16 protein-coding genes are annotated in these 19,737 nt (G+C 54.4%); 13 read left to right on the forward strand and 3 right to left on the reverse strand.

What is annotated here, in order from left to right:
* Positions 1-2: 2 nt before the first annotated feature.
* Together FC18_RS02260 and FC18_RS02265 are read left to right on the forward strand one after the other, a co-directional pair.
* Positions 3-1,802, forward strand: coding sequence for a sensor domain-containing diguanylate cyclase (locus FC18_RS02260; protein WP_056975379.1), 1,800 nt, complete (start codon positions 3-5; stop codon positions 1,800-1,802).
* A 15-nt stretch (positions 1,803-1,817) separates the two neighbouring features.
* Entirely contained in the window at positions 1,818-3,599 is a 1,782-nt protein-coding gene (locus tag FC18_RS02265; RefSeq protein ID WP_156300833.1) for a GGDEF domain-containing protein, read from the forward strand.
* 377 nt (positions 3,600-3,976) lie between these two features.
* Here FC18_RS02265 and FC18_RS02270 read toward each other — a convergent pair whose 3' ends face one another.
* Positions 3,977-4,687: an MgtC/SapB family protein gene (locus FC18_RS02270; protein ID WP_054677706.1), complete on the reverse strand. Its 711-nt coding sequence runs from the start codon at positions 4,685-4,687 to the stop codon at positions 3,977-3,979.
* Between the two features lie 254 nt (positions 4,688-4,941).
* On the opposite strand from FC18_RS02270, the gene FC18_RS02275 reads away from it, so the two are divergent.
* The 5 genes from FC18_RS02275 to FC18_RS02295 all read left to right on the forward strand — a co-directional run bounded on the left by FC18_RS02275 (position 4,942) and on the right by FC18_RS02295 (position 11,254).
* Complete coding sequence (locus FC18_RS02275; protein WP_054677700.1) at positions 4,942-5,196, forward strand: hypothetical protein; 255 nt, start codon at positions 4,942-4,944, stop codon at positions 5,194-5,196.
* A gap of 507 nt (positions 5,197-5,703) precedes the next feature.
* Positions 5,704-6,966, forward strand: a complete 1,263-nt coding sequence (gene tyrS / locus FC18_RS02280; RefSeq protein ID WP_054677698.1) for a tyrosine--tRNA ligase — start codon at positions 5,704-5,706, stop codon at positions 6,964-6,966.
* 355 nt (positions 6,967-7,321) lie between these two features.
* Complete coding sequence (locus FC18_RS02285; protein WP_056975380.1) at positions 7,322-8,482, forward strand: C40 family peptidase; 1,161 nt, start codon at positions 7,322-7,324, stop codon at positions 8,480-8,482.
* Between the two features lie 156 nt (positions 8,483-8,638).
* Entirely contained in the window at positions 8,639-9,205 is a 567-nt protein-coding gene (locus FC18_RS02290; protein WP_225353676.1) for a guanylate kinase, read from the forward strand.
* A 264-nt stretch (positions 9,206-9,469) separates the two neighbouring features.
* The gene (locus FC18_RS02295; RefSeq protein WP_054677692.1) at positions 9,470-11,254 is read left to right on the forward strand and encodes a LysM peptidoglycan-binding domain-containing C40 family peptidase; all 1,785 of its coding nucleotides are present in this window, start codon (positions 9,470-9,472) and stop codon (positions 11,252-11,254) included.
* Between the two features lie 51 nt (positions 11,255-11,305).
* Here FC18_RS02295 and FC18_RS02300 read toward each other — a convergent pair whose 3' ends face one another.
* Both FC18_RS02300 and FC18_RS02305 read right to left on the reverse strand, forming a co-directional pair.
* Positions 11,306-12,202, reverse strand: coding sequence for a DMT family transporter (locus tag FC18_RS02300; protein WP_056975381.1), 897 nt, complete (start codon positions 12,200-12,202; stop codon positions 11,306-11,308).
* Between the two features lie 93 nt (positions 12,203-12,295).
* On the reverse strand, positions 12,296-12,943 hold the full coding sequence (locus FC18_RS02305) for a hypothetical protein (RefSeq protein WP_054677691.1): 648 nt from the start codon (positions 12,941-12,943) through the stop codon (positions 12,296-12,298).
* 305 nt (positions 12,944-13,248) lie between these two features.
* On the opposite strand from FC18_RS02305, the gene metK reads away from it, so the two are divergent.
* The 6 genes from metK to FC18_RS02335 all read left to right on the forward strand — a co-directional run bounded on the left by metK (position 13,249) and on the right by FC18_RS02335 (position 19,718).
* Positions 13,249-14,433 carry a methionine adenosyltransferase gene (gene metK / locus FC18_RS02310; RefSeq protein WP_054677689.1) on the forward strand — a complete coding sequence of 395 codons (1,185 nt, stop codon included), beginning with the start codon at positions 13,249-13,251 and terminating at the stop codon, positions 14,431-14,433.
* A 109-nt stretch (positions 14,434-14,542) separates the two neighbouring features.
* Positions 14,543-16,000 carry an MDR family MFS transporter gene (locus FC18_RS02315; protein WP_054677687.1) on the forward strand — a complete coding sequence of 486 codons (1,458 nt, stop codon included), beginning with the start codon at positions 14,543-14,545 and terminating at the stop codon, positions 15,998-16,000.
* Positions 16,001-16,228: 228 nt separating this feature from the next.
* A complete protein-coding gene (locus FC18_RS02320; protein ID WP_054677686.1) occupies positions 16,229-16,978 on the forward strand; it encodes a 1-acyl-sn-glycerol-3-phosphate acyltransferase in 750 nt (249 codons plus the stop codon).
* Positions 16,979-16,999: 21 nt separating this feature from the next.
* Entirely contained in the window at positions 17,000-17,824 is an 825-nt protein-coding gene (locus FC18_RS02325; protein WP_054677684.1) for a glycosyltransferase, read from the forward strand.
* A 77-nt stretch (positions 17,825-17,901) separates the two neighbouring features.
* On the forward strand, positions 17,902-18,855 hold the full coding sequence (locus FC18_RS02330) for a glycosyltransferase family 8 protein (RefSeq protein WP_054677682.1): 954 nt from the start codon (positions 17,902-17,904) through the stop codon (positions 18,853-18,855).
* Positions 18,852-19,718 (forward strand): lysophospholipid acyltransferase family protein, encoded by an 867-nt coding sequence (locus tag FC18_RS02335; RefSeq protein ID WP_056975382.1) that lies wholly within the window; start codon positions 18,852-18,854, stop codon positions 19,716-19,718. Before FC18_RS02330 ends, FC18_RS02335 begins: the two co-directional genes overlap by 4 nt.
* The last annotated feature ends 19 nt before the right edge of the window (positions 19,719-19,737 follow it).

Genomic DNA, 19,737 nt, shown 5'->3' on the forward strand with positions numbered 1-19,737 from the left:
GAATGTTTAATTGGGCGCTTTGGTTCATGCACCTGATGCTGTCGATTGCGGTTGTGTCGGGCTTCATGGCCTTCTATACCGTTTTGTGGCGCCTAGCATTCGGCGATGACGCGCGCAATCACCCGTGGACGTACCGGATGGCGCGGCCCGGCGCGATTATTTTTCCCCTCTTCGTGATTTTCGCCTTAACGTACGCCGTCTATATTGACCCGATGAACGACATGCTGTACCGCAACTTGCGGCTGCTCATCTTGAGTTTGATTCTGCTGGATGACCGGCTGTCGCTGCCGACGTACGCATTCCGGTCGGTGTTCGTCTTCACGTTTTTGATGGTGGAGAACTATTACCTCGGGATGAGTTCGGCAGCACTATTGCTGTGTGCGGTTGCGATTGCCACCATGTGTGCGTTGTTGCGCTATTTACACAACGTGGTGCACTATAACTTCCCGGCAATTCTGGCGTTTGGGCTGGTGACCGCCGTGCTGTACTGGTTCCTCCAGGCCAACCTGGCGCGAATCAATGCGCTGGCGGCGACGGTCACGTATTTGGTAATGGTCTCGTTTGCGTTCCTGTTGTGGAAAGAACAACACGTGGCCGACGTCAAGCGGCGCCTGCTGCAATACCGGGCGGATGTCGATGAGCTGACTGGCGCCCAGTCCTTTGCGAAGTTTCGCAGTGATTACGGCCAGCTGGTGGCAGAAGCCATGCGCACGCACAAGCCATTCACCATGGCGATGCTGGATATTGACCACTTCAAGGCGTTAAACGATAAGTACGGGCACCTAGCGGGGAACGCGATGCTGGTGCAGATTGCGACGTTATTGACCGAAGTCGCCGCCGATTTTGCCCCGCAATTCAGACTGTACCGGACGGGGGGCGAGGAGTTCAACCTCGTGTTCCCGGGAATTGACGTGCAGACTGTGCGGCGCGTTATGACGACGTGTTGGCAAACGGTGCGGACGCATCAGTTTGCCTTCGAGGGGACGCCGCTACAAGCAACCATCTCGGTGGGGATTGTTGGCCTGCGCACCACCGAAAATGCGGATGCGCTCTACAAACGGGCGGATAACAACTTGTATCTGTCTAAGCGTCACGGCCGCGACACCATCACGGTTGAGGGCACCACGGAGCGGCTGAGCGAGCGGCAAGTTGCCAGCTATAACTTTGCCTTCTTCTCCCAGCCCATTGTCGGGTTGCGAGATGGTCAAACCGTGCGCCACGAGCTGAAACTACGCTGGTTTGACGAAACGCGGAACCGGTGGGTGGCACCGAACTTCTATGATGTCACGGTTCCGTCACGCATTATGTTGCTGGATCGGTCCGCCCGGCATTTGCAGCACGGCCATTTGGCGGTGAACTTACAGACTGAACAGTTCATGCGCCAAAGTACGGCGCACGCGCTCGCCCAGTTTGTCGCTAGCAACGACCACGTTGACCAGGTGATTGTAGAAATCACGGACCGCCCGGATCTGCCAACCTTCAAGGAAGCCGCTAGTTGGTATCGGCAGCAGGGCATTGCCCTTGAGCTAGACCAGATTAACAATGTTACCGATGCTGCCAGTGTTGCTGCGTACCTGCCACTGGTTGACGGCATCAAGTTTGTCATCCCGGCCGAACGGGGTAATGAAGATGTGGTGCGGAAGCAGGTACAGCACTGGACGGCCGTGGCGCAGGAATACGGCCTGACCTTTACGCTAGCGGGAATTGAGACCGCCAGTGATGTGGTGCGCGCCAAGGAATACGGCATCTTGCTGGGCCAGGGGAATTTTTTTGCCCGCCCGACAATGCCACAGTTGCGGTAAGAAAGGGGGTAGCACGTGTTAAATTGGGGTTTATGGTTAATCCATGTATTCGTATCAACCTTGTTCATCGCGGGCTACCTGACTTTTTCAAGCCGCTTTTGGACCGTGATTTTACGGGCGACCAGTGCGGAAAAGCGGGAAACAGCGCAGCGCTTTTTCTTAGGCGCGACCCCGCTTGCGATGATGCTGCTCTTACTATTTGCGGTGTACCACGACCCCATCAACGAGGCGATGTACATGAACCTCGCCCTATTCGTTGTGGCCTACCCGCTGTTTGATAATGTTACCGGTGGCGGCTTTCTGTACCGTTGTTTGGTGCTGGCCAGCTTCTGGCTGATTTATGCGCATGACAGTTTGCAGACGGTGGCAATCTCGCTCGCATTGCTGATTGCTGTGTGCCTGAGCACCTGGGTGTGGCACGAAACGGTGCACTATGCGTGGTGGGCGAGCCTGTCAATTGGGCTGGTCATTAGCGGCGGCTTTTGGGCCCTGCAAACGGCTCAGCCGGTGGCCATTGCCTGGGGCGGTGTCATGGCGTACATGCTCATCAACTTGTTTGCCTTTATCTACTGGAGCAACGCCCACAACAACTTCGTGGAGCAAGGGCAATTGGAAACCCGGGCGAACTTCGATGCGTTGACGGGCCTGCGTGGTTACGCGGCATTTCGCAGCAGCCTGGAGGAATACTTCCAGCAGGTGCGCAAAACGGGTGCGGAGTTAACGCTGGTGATGCTCGACATTGACGACTTTAAGGCCATCAATGATCGTTACGGCCACATGGCGGGTAACAGCGTGCTCGTGAGCGTTGCGCGGTTGCTGGAAGATACGCTGCAGGTTAACAGTGGCGTGTCGCGGCACGTGTACCGCACCGGTGGGGAAGAATTCAACGTCATCTTTCCGCAGCAGACACCGGACGCAATTCGCGGCGAAGTTGAGGCCTGCTGGCAAGCGGTTCGGGATGCGCACTTCGAATATGACGGCAAGCAGCTGCACGTCACCATTTCAGTTGGGGTGACCGCGCTGCAACCTGGCGATCACGACATCGACTCACTGTACCGGCGGGCGGATAATAATTTGTACCAGTCCAAACGGCAAGGGCGGGACACTATCACGATTGAAGGCCAGACCATGCAGACAAGTGACCGGCGTGTGCTCATGATGCCCTACACCTACTTCACGCAGCCAGTGATTGACACAGATACGGGTGCAGTGGTGCACAATGAACTGCTTGTGCGGACGTTCAGTCAAACCGCGGGTGCATGGGTACCGGCACGGACGATTACGATGACCATTGAGGCCCATATTGGGTTAGTTCAGGCCACGCTCAAGCAGCTGCCTGTGCGCAACATTAACTTGAACGTTGCGCGCGACCAGTACATGAATGAGCGCGTTATTCGGCGGATAACCGAGTTTGCGCGCAACAATTCAGACATTGATACGTTAACACTTGAGGTGAACCAGTTGCCGGCACCGGCTGATTTTGTGCGGGTTGCGCAGCTGTACCATGAATCCGGCGTGCAGATTTTGCTGGACGGCGTGGGCAGTGCACTGACAGACTTGCAGGTGCAGCCAGTGTTAAAGGCGGTGGACGCGCTTAAGTTTGACCTCAAGGCGTTTAGCGCGGCGGATGTGTGGCCGACTGCAGCGCAGTGGCGCGACATCGCCGCAAGCAGCCACAAGCGCTTTGTGCTCAAGGGCGTAACGCATGCCGCCCAAGTTACTCGGGGACGGGAACTCGGCGTTGTGGAGATGCAGGGCCCATACTTTAGTGAGCCGGTGCTGCCGGAGATTGATTAGTTGATTAGTGGCCCCCGCCGCCGGATGGTGCGGGGGCCTTTTTGGTGCTTGGGGTGGGAGAAGGAAGTAGCTGCGGCGGCGGGTTGCCTCCGCGTTAAGTTACACTAAACGCTAAAGCGTTAAGTGTAACTAAAAACCCCCACCAGTCGGCGGGGGAAAATTTTGGGGGGATTTTTTTGAGGGAGTGTAATAATTAGGATAATGCTCGGCATATCGCCGCTCCATGACTTTAGTATAGCTGGATATCAAAAATAACAAGTGCAACATCCAAAAACTAATTTTTGAATATCTGCAACTGGGACGAAACGTTCGTGTCTGCGGTGATTGTGGGCGCCTAATTACAAAATTGTGGGCACAAATATAACTAACGGGTGGTGCTACAACGTGATCAACCGGGCGGTGCGGATGTTGTCGTTTTGCGATAGTCCGTCGATGATGGCGGCGTAGGAAACGTTGCGTGGCATCTCGATGCGGTAGATATTTTTGTATAAGTGCTCGTGACTGCCCACCTTGTTGATTTCGGTGGAGAAGGCCACGCCGAGGACCTTGATGTCGTGTTCGCCGAAGTAGACCTTGATGAAGTCCTGCGTGGTGGCCTTGTCGACGTACTTCACCTCAATCCGGCGAATTGGCGTAATCTTGATGGCACGCTTAAGCACAGTCAGGACGATGAAGACGAACACCCCGCTAATGATGGCGATGGGGTAGTAGCCCATCCCGACCGCCAGTCCGATGCCGGCGGTGGCCCAAAGTGATGCCGCGGTGGTGAGCCCAGAAATGTTGTGGCGCGTCACGATAATGGTGCCGGCCCCCAGGAACCCAATCCCGCTGACGACCTGGGCGATGAGCCGTGCTGGGTCAGACCGGATGGCTTCATAAATTTCGTGGTGGGTTGTCGCAAACGCGATGGTCTGTGCGGCAATTTCCTGTTGGATCATCGCGATGACGCACGCACCGACGCAGACGAGGATGTGGGTGCGCATGCCGGCTGGGTGGCTGTTGTGCTCCCGGTTAAACCCAATGACGCCGGCGATGACGACGGCCAGGCTGAGGCGTTCGATGACGGTAAGAATATCAACTTCAAACATATTTTTTCCTTATGTGTGGTAAACAGCAGCTGCAATACCAGCACAACCTACTTAACATTGCTACCTCAATGTTATCGGTGTCTTTGCACAGTCGCAAGCAGTTTTCGGCGAAAATTCAGCAAATCTCCCACTAAAGTCCGATGGTTCTTCACATATTGCCATTTATAATGAACCTATCGTAATTAAAGGAGCACAACTGCTCAGCAAAAGAAGTAGTGCCGCTGGCAGATAGCGGCATTCGGGGAGGAAGACCAATGCAGGAAATCGCGTACGAATACAAAGACATCTCACTGACAAGCAAGGATGCTAGTTACCGACTCAATGCGTACAAGCGCTTTGGCTGGGAAACCATCGATGCATGGATGGACAACGGTGATAGTGTGCGCCTGCAGCGGCCGCTTAATAGTCCCCGCTACGACCAGTGGAACGCCGAGGAACAAGATTTCGAGCGGGCCATGGAACGGGCGCAGAAGGGGAAGTTCCTGATGTCGTTCTCGCTGTTTAAGTAAACACATTGGTTGGGCCACACGGTGCAGTGGGCCTTTTTTTTGCCGGCAAAAGTTAAGGGTAATAATGCACAGCTTTTAGCACATATGCACAATCACGATGATTAAAAGTTGCACATTATCCACCTGTGGATAACCAATGCGGCATATTTAGCCGATTTTTTTGACCTCCACGAAGTCTCTGTGTTAAACTCTCCGTAAACAAGTCAATCGCACGTGCGATTGGCGTTTCCAGACCGGCGTAATAGTAGCGGGGCGGAATCTTCTTCAGAAAGTCGGCGCTTGCTGCGAGCCGATGAAGGCCGTCATTGTGAATTACATGCGTGTTAAGTGGTCAGCGGTGCAGACCGTTATCCCTGTTTGAGAGGTGGCTTTTAGGCCATTATTGTGGGTGGTACCGCGGCACGTTCGTCCCCAAGCGAGTTTTTCGCTTGGGGACTTTTTTATTGTTATCCACACCTGGAAACATTGGCGGCATCAAATAGTTATCAACATAGATGGAGGAACATCATGGCAGACAATATTATTGACGAACTTGATTGGCGTGGGGCGCTCAACCAGATGACGGACGAAGAGGGCTTGCGGAAAATTACGGCGGAAAAGTCGATTTCCGTCTACTGCGGGACCGACCCAACTGGTGATTCCTTGCACGTTGGGCACCTCATTCCCTTCATGATTCTCAAGCGGTTCCAGCAGTTCGGACACCACCCAGTCATTCTGATTGGTGGGGCAACCGGTTCAATCGGGGATCCATCCGGCCGTAACAGTGAACGCGTGCTGCAGTCCATGGATGTTATCCACAGCAACGAGAAGAAGCTCACCGCCCAGATGAAGAAGTTGTTCGGCACCGAAAACTTCAGCATTGTGAACAACTACGATTGGCAGAGTCAGTACAGCATGCTCGAATTCCTGCGCGACTTCGGGAAGCTGTTCTCCGTGAACTCCATGCTCGCCAAGGAAGTAGTTGCTAGCCGTCTGGAAACCGGGATTAGCTACACGGAATTCACCTACCAGATTCTGCAGTCGGTTGACTTCTTGACCCTGTACCAGCAGCATGACGTGCAGCTTCAAATCGGGGGTGCAGACCAGTGGGGGAACATCACGGCTGGGATCGACCTGATCCACCGCGTCGAAGGTTCTGATGCGAAGGTGTTCGGCCTGACCAACCCATTGATGCTGAAGAGTGACGGAACTAAGTTTGGTAAGTCTGCTGGTGGGGCCGTTTGGCTTGACCCAGAGAAGACGACGCCGTACGAATTCTACCAGTTCTGGTTCAACCAGGATGACGCGGACGTGGAGAAGTTCCTCAAGTTCTTCACCTTCCTGAGCAAGGAAGAGATTGCCGACCTCGTGCAGCAGACCAAGGACCAGCCGCAAAAACGTGCGGCTCAGCGTCGTCTCGCTGAAGAAGTGACCGCCTTTGTCCACGGGCAGGCTGCAGTTGCCGAAGCCGAAGAAATCAGTGCGGCATTGTTCTCCGGGGATGTTGCGGATTTGACCGCTAGTGAAATCGAACAGGGCTTTGCTAGTGTGCCAAGTGCAACTGCGACGAGCGCGCAGACGAACATCGTTGAATTCCTGGTGGATGTGACCGGAATCGAGAAGTCTCGGCGCCAAGCACGTGAAGATGTGACTAATGGTGCGATTAGTATTAACGGTGAAAAGGTCCGCGACGTGGAATTTACAATCGATCCGGCAGCACATTTTGACGGTAAGTTTGTCATTGTTCGCCGGGGGAAGAAGAAGTACTTCCTGGTCCGGATTGCTAACTAAATAAGTCAGAAAATGGCGGTAATGTTGCAAAAGATGAGTTTGCAATGTTACCGCCATTTTCGTTTGAAATATTGTTACACTGGGATTTCTGGTAAAAATTAAAAGATTAATGTAACTAAATAACAATTAAAATCTAAGAAATGCCCAAGGATGGGCATTTGCGTGCGACAAAAGAATTTCGCCAATTCTGTCACAAATTTATAACTTATGGTTTTGATAGACAAATCGGCAAAAAAGTTAACTAATCCGTTAACATCCTTGGTATCAGACAGTAATTGAGACGTAACGGGGCTGTAACGTTCAGGTGGTAATCTTATTCACAGTTAGTTAAGACATATCACAGGAGTGACGATTAATGAAGACGAGTAAGTTATTTATCGCCGCAGTTGCAGCAATCAGTTTCGGCGCCGCATTTAGCACTAGCATCGCCCCAGCATCTGCTGTAACCAAGGAAGAAATCACCAAGAAGAACAACGACATCCTCAGCAAGATTCAGACTCAGGATGAGAAGTACTCCAAGCTTGCCGATCAGATTGGCAACAAGAACACCGCCATCAAGGCTGCGGACAAGAAGATTACCGCATCCAAGGCGAAGATTGAAAAGCTCGGCACGAACATCAAGGCCGAAAAGAAGGAACTTGCCGCACGTAAAGAAGCAATGAAGAAGCAGCTTGTTTCCCTCCAGAAGGAAGCTGGCGACTCCGTTACTGGTAGTGTCTTCATCGATTTCCTCCTGAACTCCAAGAACCTCTCCGACCTGATTTCCCGGGGCGCAACGGTTACCAAGCTTAACCAGGCTAACCAGGACGCACTGCAGCAGGTTAAGGACACGAAGAACAAGCTCAGCGACCTCCAGGACGACCAGAAGACCGCTGAGAAGACCCTCGAAGACACCCGCGCAACGTTGGTATCTGACAAGGCTAAGCTCGTTTCCCTCCAGAAGGACTCCAAGAAGGAAAGCAGCAAGTTGACCAAGATGCTTGCTGACAACAAGGATGTCCTCGCTAAGCTTTCTGCTGACGCTGCCAAGAAGGCTGAAGCTGCGGCTAAGGCTGAAAAGGCTGCCGCTAAGGTTAACACACCTAAGATTGTGCAGACAGCTGCTAAGACTTCCAACAGTGGCAAGTCCACACCAGTTGCAGCAACCCAGAACAACGTTGCTGACGCCAACAAGTCATACGGCAGTGCCATTGCTGCAGCACTTTCCCAGCAGGGCAAGCCATACGTATGGGGCGCAGCTGGTCCTAGCGCATACGACTGCTCCGGTCTTGTAATGTGGGCTTACGCCAAGGTTGGCGTATCCCTGCCACACTCATCCGCGGCTCAGGCACAGATGGGTACCCGCATATCCATCAGCCAGCTTCAGCCTGGCGACCTGGTATTCTGGGGTTCACCAGTACACCACGTTGGGATTTACATTGGTGGTGGCATGTTCGTTCACGCACCACACACCGGTTCCGTGGTTAAGACCCAGTCCATCAGCGGTTACACACCAGACTTCGGGGTTCGCCTCTAAGCACCAACAACTAACTAACTCGTCTTCATATGGAAGCACACCAATCGTCGGTGTGCTTCTTTTTTCGTCCTGGGGCTTAGATTACCCTGCATTGAGTATCAAGATGTGCACGCAAATGTTATGCTTAATCCATTAGTAACTGTTGGAGGAAAAATCGTGGCAGAAAATAAGGTTATCGTCATCACCGGTGCGGCTGGCACCGGCAAGACCACCGTCCAGAAGTATCTATTGAAGGAATTCGGTTTGAAGCGGGTACTTACCCACACCACCAGGCCCATGCGTGCTGGTGAACAAAACGGTGTGGACTATTACTTCGAAGATGACGAATCGTTTGAACGGAACCATTACCTTGAACGGGTTTCGTATTCAGGCTACCAGTACGGATCATCCTTTGAAGCACTGCAGCAGGCGTGGCATCAGGGCCAGATTGCAACGATTGTGCTCGAAACTCTAGGGGCGATTACGTATGCGGAGAAATTAGGCGACCAAGCCGTCATTCTCTTCATGACGGTGCGCAACCACGCCCAACTGAAGGAACGCATGCAAATTCGCGGAGATAATCCCAAGATGATTGCGAAGCGTTTGGGCAGCAAGGAGCACGAACGGGATTTGGAGCTGCCAGCGGAGTTAAAAAATCGGGCAATTGAAATTGATAATACAAATTGGTCTACAACTAGACAGCAATTAGACAACATCGTCAAACGCTTACAGGACAAGGATTAGCCGTTTGTTTACGAACGTTTGCACGCCTAAAACCGCGGAATGTGGGCTTTTGTGTAAACTTACTATGACTACTTTGTAATAACTTTGTAACGTAGACGGTGTACATTTGCCTTAAATAGCTTAATAAAGCTTTAAGACTCTTTTGGCTTCGTAAAGTTTAGGTTTGGTGTTAATCGCCAGAAGCGACACATATGTGCCCCTTTGAAGTTTTTTATCGAAGGCCAATTGGCTAAGTTGTTACGGTATACGGAGGATTACTCAGATATGAAAGAAACACGTAAACAAGTACGACTGAACCGGGATGCATCACGCCGGGTAAAGCTCTTCAAGACGCACAAGGGATGGATGACAATGGGGGTCACCACTCTTGCTATGGCCGCTGGGGTGATTACACTCGGCAGTAACGCTAGCGATGTCTCCGCTGCTACGTGGAAGACCCGTTCTGTTAGCGAGATTGTCGACCAAATCAAGACGTCAGCTGACAAGACGACGTACACCATCAAGTGGGGGGACACCCTCGGCACAATCGCTCAGGCACTGAGCAACACCGGGATTAACACCACCGCTAACCGCCTGGCAGAAATCAACCACATTGCGAAGGCTGATTTGATTTACGCTGGCAACAAGCTGACCTTCACTGGTACTGGTGACAAGGCCGTTGCTACGGTTAAGGAAGCAGATGGTAAGACCACATCTTACAACCTGGATCCTAACAAGCAGGCTAAGGCAACTAAGTCCGATGTTGAAGCAGCTAAGAAGAGCCAGGCAACTGCAAGCACCACCGCCAAGGCTACTGCCACCACCAGCACGTCAGCTGCTAAGTCCACCAACACGGCGGCCGCAACGGCCACCAAGAAGGCTACGCTCAAGGCTGCTGTTGCCAAGGTTGGGACCGACAAAGCTGTTTACAGCGAAGATGGCCAGGGTAACGTCACCATCCAGTTGAAGACCAAGGATGCTGAAACCGTTGCTGCGGTTAACGATGCAGTTGCCACCGCTGATCTTGACGATGGCGTTGTCACTATTATCCGGGTTGCCGACGAAACAGCTAACGGCCACTTCGAACAGGCAGTCAAGAATGCCGGTTACACCTTCACTAAGGATGCTAACAGCAAGTACTCCTTTGAAGTTGCTGGCGCTTCTGATGGCGACATCGAAGTACTGACCCACCTGGTTAAGTACTACGGCGTAACCAACTACCAGTTCACTGAAAATGGTGTTGCGGTAGACGAAACCGCAACTGACGACACTGCAACGGATGCAACTGACACGACAAGTGCCGCTGCGGACACAGACACCACGTCTGCTGCTGCAACTAACGTCACCACGACTGCAGCAGCAACCGATGATGACGCTGATGCGGACACCACGTCTGCACCTGCTACCACATCTACCTCCAGCAGTTCTGCTGCAACGTCTAGCACTGCAACTACTCCTGCTAAGACTGAAACCAGCACCAAGGCTACAACGTCTAGTGCCACAACAACACCGGCTAAGACAACCAGCACCAAGGCCGCTGCTCCTGCAACGACCACGCCTAAGACTACGACAACCGTGAAGAAAGCTGCGACACCAGCTAAGACCACGACGACCGCAGCCAAGAAGACCACTACCGTCAAGAAGACGACAACGGTAGCCAAGAAGACCACCACAACCGCAAGCACGTCCAGCCGTGCCGCTAAGGTTGCTGCAGTCCTCAAGGTTGCTAAGAACCAGCTGGGCAAGCCATACGTTTACGGCGCCAAGGGTCCTAGTTCCTTCGACTGCTCCGGACTTGTAAGCTACGTCTTCAAGCAGGCACTTGGTTCCAACATGATGGCCGGCAACTCCGCTACCCAGTCCTACAAGGGGACGAAGGTTTCACTGAGTGCACTCCAGGCTGGGGACCTCATCTTCTGGAGCTCCAATGGCTCTAACTCCGGTGTTTACCACGTTGCCATCTACATTGGCGGTGGTCAGTACATCGTTGCCCCACACACAGGGACGGACGTTCAGATTCAGACCGTCAGCTCATACTTCCAGCCAAGCTTTGCGAAGCGCGTGCTGTAAGCAACCGAAAAAGGAACCCGAGCAATCGGGTTCCTTTTTGTATGCTGTGATTTATTTGGTGGCGGACTTGGTGAATACCTTCCGAAAATCGACTTGCATAATGATGATGGCGATGAGGATGAGCAGGCCCCCAAACAGGAGATCCATGGTAAACGGTTCAAAGCCAAACATGACGGAGAACACGCTACCGAAGACGGACTCGGTCATCATAATCAGCCCAGCGGGGGTGGGGTCAGTGAACTTCTGGCCAATCAGTTGCAGGCTTTGCGCCCCGAATGACGAGAGAATGCCGAGCGTAATCACTGGTACCAGTGCGGCCGTCCAGTTAATGCCGGCGTAACTGCCGTGTTCGAATACCCCTGACCACAGCATGCCGCCAATGCCTTGCACCGCGCCCAACATGAACGCAACAATCCACGGATTAATGGTGGCGGCCACGGAACCGAAGTACACGATTTGGACGGCGTAGAGGAATGCCGAGCCAATGACCAGCAAATCACCATAATGTAGCGTGAGCCCGTGCTGGAAAACGCCGGTGAGAATCAGCATCCCCAGCACACAGATGGCGATGGCGAGGTAACTCTTCGGAGCCGGCGCGTCGTGGAAGACCAGCCACATGATGAACGGAATCATCACCACGTAGATTGCGGTCAAAAACGCGTTGTTCCCGGGGGTGGTGTACATTAACCCGACCGTTTGCACCTGGTAGGCTGCTAGGTTGATCACCCCGGCAATCAGGCCGATGCGCAACTCGCGTTTGGTCATGCGCAGAACGGTCTTGTGGAAGAAGATGAAGACGAGCACGGCGTAGATGGTGCCCCGAATACCGTTGATGAGCCCGGCCGGCATGCCCGCGTTGGTTGCTTGTTTGGAGAAAATGTACCCGGCCCCCCAGATGATTGCGGTGAGGGTAAGGGCGAAGTTTGCTTGAGTTTTGGTGAGTTTCATTTTGACCCATTTTCTATTGACGGTTAGTACGACTAAAAGTTATCCCCTGTTGATAAGTGCCACGCCGCATGGACGTTGTGCACAGGTTGAAAGTTAGCCGTGCAGGATGGTGAGGTGCAGCAAGAAGCCGATAATCGGGACCGCACCCGTCCAGTACCAGGCCGGCATGCGGCTATAAACGCGTACGGGTAGCAGCGCCCAGATGATGATGAGCAGCGTGACGAGTAGGGTGAGCGTCTGGGTGAAATACCCGGCCACACCCACACCGACCACCAGGATGGCAGTGAGTGGCAGTGGTAATTCACTGCCCCAAGCGGCGATGATGAACGGGACGGTGGTAAATAGCAGCTGGAAAAGGAACGTCCGCGTGATAATTTGGCTTCCCGCCATTGTGATGAGCACCTGCAGGAACGCACTCTGGGCAATCATGCTCGTTGCGCGCAGCGGTGTCTGCATGTCCTGCGTGTTGATGAGCAGAGCGAGCAGCACCTGCGCGGCGGCCAGTGGCAGCAAGGTCCAGTTACCGGCACTGCCGATGATTGCCAGGATGGCCGCGGCCACAAGCAGCCATTTTTCCTGCCAGTGCATGTTCATGGCGGCCAAGACGATGGCTAGGGCGATGAGGGCCAGCAGGTGCATTCCCCAAGAAGTGCTGCCGGGGCCGAGGTTTACGAGCGGCATGAGCAGGGCACCAAGGGCCACCGCGAGGCTATTTAGAATCCGTGTGTAACTTTTTTCCATGCGTTTTTCTCCGATTGATAAGGAATGACGGCAGTTAGGGTGAATCTGATTCAGAAAAAATGCCGGGATGATTAGCGCCCTGTGTTATCCGGGCGCAAGCGTGCCAATCTGTGCGTGCACACCCCTAATGCTACCCGAAAATGGCCCCTGTTTCAAAAAATTATTTCATTTCTTCTATGTAAGTATGTTAGGATGGACTAGTTGCAAAGAATTCCCGATGGGGCCACGAAGATTAGTTGCGTCGTTTTGACCAACTGCACAGTGGCATGCCTTGTAACCGACAATTGAAGGGGGAAAATATTTTCATGCAGGAACGACACTTATTTACGTCCGAGTCCGTCTCAGAAGGACACCCGGATAAGGTCGCTGATCAGATCAGTGACGCGATTCTCGATGCGATTCTCGCCAAAGACCCAATGGCGCGGGTGGCGTGCGAAACAACCGTTACGACTGGCCTTGTGCTGGTAGTCGGGGAAATCTCCACCACTGCGTACGTTGACATTCAGGGAATCGTCCGCGGGACCATTCGCCGCATTGGCTACACCAAGGAAAGCGGCTTTGATCCTGATTCAGTCGCCGTGCTGGTTGCACTTGATGAACAGTCACCAGACATTGCGCAAGGGGTTGATGAATCCCTTGAAGCACGCGACGCCGACACCGACCCACTCGATAAGATTGGGGCGGGGGACCAGGGGATGATGTTCGGGTTTGCTTGTGACGAGACACCCGAATACATGCCACTACCCGCTGCATTAGCACACGCGCTCATGCGGCGGACGGCTAAGCTGCGGCATGACGGGACGATTAAGTATTTGCGTCCGGATGCCAAGGCTCAGGTTACCGTTGAATACGACGACAACGACAAGCCTGTGCGCGTGGACACCATTGTTCTGTCCACCCAGCACGACCCAGACGCGACGCTCGACCAGATTCGCCGCGACGTTGAAGAGCAGATTGTGCGCAAGGTAATTCCGGCGCAGCTGCTCGATGAGAACACCAAGATTCTGGTTAACCCAACTGGCCGTTTCGTACTCGGGGGCCCCGCAGCGGATGCGGGCCTGACCGGACGGAAGGTCATCGTTGATACGTACGGCTCATACGCCCGTCATGGTGGTGGGGCCTTCTCCGGTAAGGATGCGACGAAGGTTGACCGTTCTGCGTCCTACGCAGCGCGGTACATCGCCAAGAACATCGTTGCCGCGGGGCTAGCAAGTAAGCTTGAAGTTCAGCTCGCCTACGCCATTGGGGTTGCGAAGCCCGTGTCGATTTCGGTCAACACGTTTGGCACGAACAAAATTGCAGAGGATAAGATCGTTGCTGCCATTCGCGACAACTTCGACCTGCGTCCAGCCGGGATTATTGAGATGCTCAATCTCCGCCGGCCAATATATGAACAAACTGCGGCTTATGGTCACTTCGGCCGCACAGACATCGACTTGCCTTGGGAACACCTGGACAAGGTTGACGTGCTGAAGCAACTGCTTAAGTAGTGATCGATTGGTATGGGAGGCAACTTTATTTAGTTGTCTCTTTTTGTTTGCCCTCAATTCGGGTAAGCAGATGTGCACGAAGCAAGAACGCGAGGTTGGTTGAAGAAATATGAACCAGAAAAAAACTAATGTGGCCGTAGTGACGGCGACGATTTTTATTGCAACATTTATGGCCGCCATCGAGGGGACCATTGTTAGTACCGCGATGCCGACCATTGTGGGCTCCCTCCACGGTGTGAAGCTCATGAACTGGGTGTTCACGATGTACCTGTTGACCAGTGCGATGGCCACGCCGATTTACGGCAAAATGGCGGACCGCATTGGCCGCAAGCCGGTCTTATTGTTCAGCTTGGCCGTCTTCGTGGTCGGCTCGCTGCTTAGCGGCCTGTCCCAGTCGATGCCGATGTTGATTCTGTTCCGGGCACTGCAGGGAATTGGGGCCGGCGGGATTATGCCGGTCACCTTCACCATCATCGCGGACATCTACCCGATTGATAAGCGGGCCAAGGTGCTGGGCTTTAACGGGTCCGCCTGGGGCATTGCCGCCGTGGTCGCCCCACTGATTGGGGGCTTCATCGTTGACCGTCTGTCTTGGCACTGGGTCTTCATCTTGAACGTGCCAATTGGGATTTTGACGATGATTCTCACGGCCATTTTCCTGCGTGAAAACCACGTCAAGAAGAGCGGCCCCATCGATATTGCCGGCACGGTCCTGCTGGCGATGACATTGCTGTTCATGCTCTCTGGGTTCCAGATGCTAGACAGTAAAAACGGCGTCATCATTTTCGCCGTCCTGTTTGCCCTCGCAATCATCAGCCTGGTACTGTTCATTCGGCAGGAAAAGCGGGCGGTTGATCCTGTGATTAGCCTGGATTTATTCGCTTCCCGCACGTTCACGATTCAGAACGTACTGGCAGCCATTGTTTCCGGGATTGTCATGGGCCACGAAGTCTACATGCCGATGTGGATGCAGGGGATTCTGGGCCTCGATGCTTCAATGGGGGGCTTTGCCGTGACCCCAAGTAGCCTCATGTGGGTGATTGGCTCGTTCATTGCGGGTCGGATGCTCGTGCAGATGCGGCCACAGCGGGTGCTCGTGGTGTCGCTGGCGATTATCACTGTCGGTATCGTGACGCTCACGCTGGTACCAGTGTCGACGCCGTTTGCTGCGTTCCTCGCCATTTCCGCCGTGCTTGGTTCCGGGTTCGGGATTGCGATTACGACCACGACGGTTAGTTCGCAGGCAGCTGTCTCGCAGGACAAAGTGGGGGTTGCGACGGGGTTCAACACGCTCAGCCGGACACTGGGCCAGACCGTGATGGTTGCCATTTTCGGAATGATTTTCAACGTGCAGGTAGCTAGCGGCACACACGCACACGGGTTGCAGGTAGCGATGATGAACAAGCTCATCAACCCGCATACGGTGAGCCAGCTGCCACAAAGCGTGGTGCCCACTCTGCGCAACATTTTGTTTGGCGCGTTGCACGGCGTCTACATTGCGTGCGCCGTGGTTGTTGTCCTGGGGATTTTCCTCAACTTGCTTGACCGAACGCACCGCACCAAGTAGTTTGCGGTCGCAATCTTGCCCGTGCACGAAGCACTTCACTTTCGCGTGGAGTGCTTTTTCTGTGCGGAAAAACAGGGATTGCCCGCGTGCTTGCTGTCTGGAGCCGTCAGTGATGGTTCACCCCAGACTTGATTTACACGGGAAATGAGTTATAATTTTCGGTAAAGAATGGATTGAGTGCTCACTCAAAAATGCCATGTAAGCGGGAATTTATAGGGGGTGGCCGGCGTGCAACGCGAACAATTCTATCATGAGTTCACCGATGATTTTGTTGCCAGTCCGGAGCAAGAGCGCACGCTGCCGGCCGATTACTCCTGGCACCAGGAACGCCCGCACCTCGCACACCTCGTCTATTGGGGTGCGCGGTTGCTCGGCGGGTTATACGTGCGGGTGTTTTTGCACGTTCAAGTCCGCGGACGCGCCAAGGTGGCACGGATCAAAGGCGGTGCGTTTATTTACGCCAACCACACCCAGCCGGTTGGGGACGTGTTCGTACCCATGCTGGCGGGAGCGGGCAAACGGGTGGATACCGTCGCGGCGCCCGCTAACCTGAGCGTGCCGGTGCTCGGACGGTTGCTGAAGCTCGGCGGCGCGCTCGTCTTACCGCAGAGCATGCACCAACTGGCGGCGTTCAATCGCGAGGTGCGCAGCCGCATTGCGTCCGGCCACGTGGTGACGGTGTACCCCGAGGCCCACGTCTGGCCGTACGCCACCATCATCCGGCCGTTTGTCCCCGGGAGCATGCACTACCCCGTGGCGAGCAATACGCCGGTGTTTGCCATGACCACTACGTATCAGCGGCGCAGATGCGGTCGAAAGCCGCGCATTACCGTCGACATTGACGGACCGTTCATGCCGGACGAACAGCTACCCCGCAAAAAGCAGCAGAGCCAGTTAACCGCGCAGGTCCAGGCAGCGATGCACAGCCGGGCGCAGGCGCAAAACACGTACACATACATCAAGTACACCAAAAAGTAACGCAATGGGAGGGAAGACAATATGAACATTTTATATTGTGGTGACGCACACATGGCGGATGGCTTGCTCATCTCCACGCTCAGTCTAACCAAACACTATCAGGCACCAATTCACGTCTACGTTTTGACCGCTAATATCCACACCCAGAACCGGGATTTTCAGGCCTTGGGGCAAGACGCGGTGACGGTCGTGCAGGAGCAGTTGCACGACGTCAACCCGCTCAGCTCCGCGGAGTTGATTGACATTACCGACATCTTCACGGCGAACCCGCCTACCGTCAACATGGACACCCGCTTCACCCCGTACTGCATGCTGCGGCTGTACAGCGACCTCGTGCCGCAGTTGCCCGACCGGCTGCTGTACCTGGACACTGACATCGTGTGCCGGGAAAGCCCCCAGCACTTCTACGACCAGGACCTCACGGGGACCGAATTCGTGGGGGTTCTCGACCACTACGGTAAGTGGTTCTTCCACAGCCAGTTGCGGGCCCTCGATTACGTGAACTCGGGGATGATGCTGATGAACATGCCTCAGATCCGCAAAACGCAGCTATTTGTGCGCTGCCGCCGGGTGTGCGCGACGGTCAAGATGTTCATGCCCGACCAGTCGGCCCTCAACAAGTTGGCAGATACCAAGCGTTTGGCGCCGCGGCGGTTCAACGAACAGCGGCGGCTGCACCGGAACACCGTGTTCCAGCACTTCACCACCAGTTTCCGCTTCTTCCCGTGGGTGCACACCCTGTCCGTGAAGCCTTGGGAAGTTGACCGGGTGCACAGCGATTTGCACCTGCACGAGTACGACGACGTGCTTTCGGAATACGCAGAGATTAAACACATTGCAAAATAAATAATTGGTTTACTAGTAGCCGTTATTTCTAGGCAGGTGCCGCTTTTTGCGGGGCCAGAAGTATAAGGAGATTTTTTATGTATGAAGCAGCAAGTGCCATGCCCATCTTTTTTGCCGTCGATGACCATTACGCCGCAAGTTTAGCGGTTGCGATTCAGTCGTTGGTGGCAAATGCCGACCGGGGGCGCAGTTACCACGTGATTGTGCTGCAACGCGGGCTTAAACCAGAGAACCGCAAGAACTTGCTCGCCCTGGCGACAGACAACGTGCAAGTTGAGCTCGTCCCAATGGCGGAACGAATCAAGGAATGCTTGGCGGATAACGGCAATAAGTTGCGGGCGGATTACTTCACGCTCACGATTTACTACCGCTTGTTTATTGCGGAAATGTTCCCGCAGTACAGCAAGGGGCTGTACCTGGATGCCGACGTGATTGCGTTGGACGATGTGGCCAAGCTGTTTGCCACCGACGTTACCGGCAAGCTCGTGGCTGCGGCGGTTGATCCGTTCATCGCTACCGATGCGATTATGGCACCATACGCCGTTAATTCGGTGGGGGTCCCAGCGGATGCGTACGTTAATTCCGGCGTGCTCGTGATGAACCTGGCGGAAATGCGGCAGCAGCATTTTGCTGAGCACTTCCTGACCTTACTGAACCAGTACAAGTTCGCCAGCATTGCCCCCGACCAGGACTACCTGAATGCAATTGCCGCCGACCAGATGGTGCACCTGCCACTTAGCTGGAACGTGCAGGAGGTGGGCCCGAGCTATGCAGTGCAGCTGGTGCATTACAACCTATTCAAGAAGCCATGGCATTACGTGGACGTCCCGAATGGCGCCGATTTTTGGCGGTATGCGGACCAGACGCCATACGCAGCCAAGTTGCGTGCCACGCGGGCACACTTCACGGCAGCGGATGCGGCGAATGACGAAAAACACATGCGGGAAATGGTAGCCCGGGCAGAGAGCATCACGTACGCGCCCGCATCATTCCGGGATATTCAAGCACGCACGGGGGAGGTCCGGCTGTGACGTTTGCCGATCAAATCCTGCAGGGCGAGCACCTGACCGCCATTAACAACATCAAGGCGGCGGTGGCGGCGGCCGATTACACGGCCAAGGTGGAACCGGGCGACCCCGTGTTGACCCCGGAAGCAGAAAAGGCCGAATTACAGCGCTACTTGCAACACAGCAGCACTGCCTCGTTCCGGACCAAAACGCTAATTGCCCGCAAAATGATGGATACAGCGGCCTCCTGGGTGGGCCGGTCCGTGCAGTTTGTGGGCCGCGAGAATTTGGCGGCGGTTCAAGGGGGCGCCATTGTGACTAGTAACCACTTTTCGCCCATCGAGAACCTCTTCGTGCGTAGTGCCGCCCGCGGGCACCGGTTGCACATCGTCAGTCAATTGACCAACCTGATGATGCACGGTGTTCTGGGCTTCTTGATGAACTACGGCGACACCATCCCGCTTGGCAATAGGCGGGAGTGGGTCGGCCGCGAGTTTCCTGAACTCATCCACAAGTGCCTGGTGCGCGGACAATGGGTGCTGATCTATCCGGAACAAGAGATGTGGTTCAATTACCGTAAGCCGCGCCCGGTTCAGCGGGGCGCCTATTACTACGCCGCCCGGTTCAACGTGCCCGTGGTGTCGATGTTTGTCAGCATGGAAACCACCACGCGGAAGGTGAACAAGGACTTCAACGCCATTAAGTACACCGTCCACGTATTGCCGCCTATCTATCCCGACCAAACGCTCGGGGTACGTGCGGCGAGCATCAAGATGGCGGCTACTGATTACGCGCAAAAGTGTGCAGCGTACACGGCGGCGTACGGCAAGGAGCTCGACTATACATTCCAGCCATCCGACATCGCCGGTTGGCAGCAAAAAGGCTAGTACCACCGCATCTGCGGGG

The sequence above is a fragment of the Lacticaseibacillus sharpeae JCM 1186 = DSM 20505 genome, from assembly GCF_001436225.1.
Lineage (GTDB): Bacteria > Bacillota > Bacilli > Lactobacillales > Lactobacillaceae > Lacticaseibacillus > Lacticaseibacillus sharpeae.